The organism is Ruegeria sp. CH11, assembly GCF_056537105.1.
In genome coordinates, this window is the sequence record NZ_JBQFQX010000041.1 from 1 (window position 1) to 3,535 (window position 3,535).

The window sequence follows — 3,535 nt, forward strand, 5'->3', positions numbered from 1 at the left end:
GATGGTTCTTTCGGTTTTGTCCGAGGGATGAAAAGGGAATACGGTGCGACCTCGAGTGTCAAATCCGTGACTGCCCCCGCAACTGTAAGCGGTGAGTGACGCCAAGTGTCCACTGGTCTGAGGGGCCGGGAAGGTTGGCTGAGCGTTGACCCGCGAGTCAGGAGACCTGCCATCTGATGTTGAACCAACCCGGGGCGGGGCGTCCTGGAAGGAGGCTTGGATGGCACGTTGTTTGCGTGTTTACATTGTCGGCACCTTCTGTCCGCGCTCTGCGTCAAGCGGAGCGGGCGATGCACAAGGCGGCTGATCACTTCGTTTTCATGGATACAACCGGCTGGGGCGGGGCCGCCCTGAGTGGTTTGGCCGTGTCTGGCTTGGCCGTGCTGATATCAATACGTTATAACGTTGCAATATCTGTTTCTCGACAGTAAGTGGAGCACACCATGCCGAACCATCCCGATCACTTCGTTCTCGTCTGCGCCACCTGCAAGGGACCTAGGTCCTTTGCTCAGATGACCGGCGCGCTGAGGCATCGGCTGCCGCCGGGTTTTGCCCTCCGCCCGGTCGACTGCATGGCCGGGTGCGACCGCCCTGCAACCGTCGGGTTTCAGGCTGCCGGAAAGGCGCAGTACCTTTTCGGGGACATTCGAACCGATGCGGATGTCGCGGCGCTGGCGGAGTTTGCCCGCCAGTACCAACTCAGCAGTGACGGTTGGACAAACGCCACGGATCGCCCGCGCGCGTTGTTCAAAAAGACCCTGTCGCGCATACCCCCCATCCTGGCAGAGGTGCCGCTATGAGTTTTCTGTCGGCACAGGATGTAGAGTATTATGCGCTGAACGGGGATGTTCTGTTGCAGGACGTCTCGTTCGAGCTTGAAGAAGGGTCCATTCTGGCCATCGCCGGGCCAAACGGGGCTGGCAAGACCACCCTGCTGAACCTGCTCTGCGGGGCCGAAGCGCTGGCGCTGGGTGATGTTCTGATCCGGGGGCAATCGCTGCGGCAGCTTTCGGCACAGGACCGCGCCCGCATGATTGCGGTTGTTGGTCAGCAAGAGCTGCCGGATGGGCGGTTGCTGTTGCGGGACTATGTCGCCCTGGGGCAGATACCGATCCACGCCGATCGCTCGGCCGGCGCCCATGCGGCCGAGCTGGAGCGCATTCTGGACCTGACCGGTCTGGACGCCCTTGCGGGCAAACGGATGGGGGTGCTGTCGGGGGGCGAGCGCCAGCGCGCCCATATCGCGCGGGCCCTGGCGCAGAACCCGTCGCTGCTGTTTCTGGATGAGCCGACCAACCATCTGGATCCGGACGCCAAGGGGCGGATGCTGTCCCTGGTGGCCGATCTGGGTATCACCGTGGTGATGATCGTCCATGATCTGGTCATGATCCCGGAATTCGCCACCCATGTTGCCCTGATCAAATCCACCCGGATGACCGGGTTCGGGCCGGTGGGCGAGGTGCTGACCACGGATCGGGTCCGCGACACATTTGGCGTCGATTACCTGTGCTTTCACCACGAGGGCCGCGTGATCCCGGCGCTGGATATCCGAAAAACCAAAGTTTCAACCTGACCCAAGGAGCAATCCCCAATGAAACAGATCTGGTCCGTGGCTCTGGCCACTGCCATTGCAAGCGGCGCATCCGCGCATGAGATCAGCGTCGACAATTGCGGCGCGCCGCTGGTGTTCGACGCCACGCCCGAGCGGCTGGTCGTGCATGACATGAACATGACCGACATGGCCTTTGCACTGGGTTTGCAGGACAAGATCGTTGGCCTGACCGGCATCACCGGCTGGTACAAGACCAGCCCCGAGTTTGACACGCTGCGCGGCGACATCCCGGAACTGGCCCCGAAATACCCAACCGTCGAGAACCTGGTTGCGGTCGAGCCCGACCTGTTCTTTGCCGGCTGGTATTATGGCATGAAGCCCGGCGGCGACGTGACGCCGGACACGCTGGAACCCTTTGGCATCAAGACCATGATCCTGTCCGAGAGCTGTGTGCATCTGGACAAGGACCGCCCCGAGGCCAGCATGGACCTGCTGTTTGACGACGTTCTGCGTCTGGGCAAGGTCATGGATGTCGAGGACAAGGCCGATGCGCTTGTCTCGGGCTGGAAAGAGGAACTGGCCGCGATCGAAGCCCAGACCGCAGATGTGGCTAAACCCCGCGTGTTCCTGCTGGATGGCCCGGCAGACGCCCCGTTCACCGCCGGTAAATTCGCCATTCCCGACGCGATGATCGCGGCGGCGGGCGGCCAGAACGTCACCCATGACATGGACACCAGCTGGGGCCGATCCTCGTGGGAGGCCGTGGCCGCCTCGAACCCGGAGTTTCTGGTGCTGCTGGACTATCAGACCGGCAATGGTGCTGCCGATACCTTCAAATTCCTGCAAGAGCATCCGGTGATGTCGCAGACCGATGCGGTCAGGAACGAACGCTGGATCGGTCTGCGCTACGAGGAACTGACCCCGGGACCGGCAAATATCGAGGCGATCTCGAAAATGGCGCAGGCCATGCATCCGGGCCTGAACTGATATGGGCCGATTGGCTCTGACACTCTTGCTGGGGGCGGTCGTTCTGACCGCCCTTTTGCTGATCTCGACGGTCTATGGAACCACATCCATCCCCCTGCCCGAGACCTTCTCGGCCATTGGTCTTGGGCTTGGCCTGTCCGATGGCGAGATGTCGCCGCTGCATCGGATCGTCTTTGATCTGCGCCTGCCGCGGGCCCTGTTTGCCGCCGTGATCGGTGCCGGGCTTGGCATTGTCGGCGTTGTTCTGCAAACCACCACCCGCAACGATCTGGCCGATCCGTTTCTGTTCGGGCTGTCCTCGGGCGCGGCGGCGGGGGCGGTGTTCGTCATCACCGTCACCGGCGATGTTCTGGGGCTGTGGACCCTGCCGCTGGCGGCGTTTTGCGGTGGTCTTGTCGCCTCGGCCATCGTGCTGGCGCTGGTCCAGGGGCTGCGCACAAGCGCGCCGGAAAAGCTGATCCTGGCGGGTCTGGCAGTGTCCTTCCTGTTCTCGGCCATCACCAACTATCTGATCTTTGCCGGTGACAGCCGCGCCGCCCATTCGGTGATCTTCTGGATGCTGGGTGGCCTGGGCCTGGCCCGGTGGCAGACCTTTCCCCTGGTCTGCGCCGGTTTGACCCTGATCCTGGCCTATTCGCTGTACCGCGCCCGCTGGCTGGATGCGCTCTTGACCGGAGACCTCACCGCCTCGACCCTTGGTGTTCCGGTCCAGGGGCTTCGGTTCCGCATGTTCTTCGTCGCAGCCCTTGCAACCGCCGTATTCGTCTCGGTCGCCGGCGTGATCGGATTTGTCGGCCTGATGGTCCCCCATATCGCTCGCGGCATCGCCGGACCGCTGCACAAACAACTGCTGCCAACAGCCGCCATCGTCGGCGCAGCCCTGCTCACAGGCTCAGACATCCTCAGCCGACTGCTCCTCGCTCCACAAGAACTGCCCGTCGGCATCGTAACAACCTCAATCGGATCAATCTTCGTCTTCCTACTGCTATTCAGAAC

4 protein-coding genes and 1 riboswitch are annotated in these 3,535 nt (G+C 62.4%); all 4 genes read left to right on the top strand.

The genetic code is table 11. The features are described 5' to 3' along the window. A riboswitch (cobalamin riboswitch) is annotated at window positions 1–188 on the top strand. This riboswitch is flagged as partial in the annotation. Between the two features lie 255 nt (window positions 189–443). Further along, window positions 444–800 carry a DUF1636 family protein gene (locus ACR0LX_RS22830; protein WP_480785615.1) on the top strand — a complete coding sequence of 119 codons (357 nt, stop codon included), beginning with the start codon at window positions 444–446 and terminating at the stop codon, window positions 798–800. Further along, window positions 797–1,573: an ABC transporter ATP-binding protein gene (locus ACR0LX_RS22835; RefSeq protein WP_480785616.1), complete on the top strand. Its 777-nt coding sequence runs from the start codon at window positions 797–799 to the stop codon at window positions 1,571–1,573. The genes ACR0LX_RS22830 and ACR0LX_RS22835 overlap by 4 nt, the downstream gene beginning before the upstream one ends. A gap of 18 nt (window positions 1,574–1,591) precedes the next feature. Continuing rightward, entirely contained in the window at window positions 1,592–2,539 is a 948-nt protein-coding gene (locus ACR0LX_RS22840) for an ABC transporter substrate-binding protein (RefSeq protein WP_480785617.1), read from the top strand. A 1-nt stretch (window position 2,540) separates the two neighbouring features. Continuing rightward, window positions 2,541–3,535, top strand: a 995-nt coding sequence (locus ACR0LX_RS22845) for a FecCD family ABC transporter permease (RefSeq protein WP_480785618.1), incomplete at its 3' end; no start/stop codon positions are given.

What these genes read in the sequence shown, in the direction of transcription:
- ACR0LX_RS22840 (WP_480785617.1), top strand. Translation starts at nt 1,592, where the DNA reads ATGAAACAGATCTGGTCCGTGGCTCTGGCCACTGCCATTGCAAGCGGC.
- ACR0LX_RS22835 (WP_480785616.1), top strand. Translation starts at nt 797, where the DNA reads ATGAGTTTTCTGTCGGCACAGGATGTAGAGTATTATGCGCTGAACGGG.
- ACR0LX_RS22830 (WP_480785615.1), top strand. Translation starts at nt 444, where the DNA reads ATGCCGAACCATCCCGATCACTTCGTTCTCGTCTGCGCCACCTGCAAG.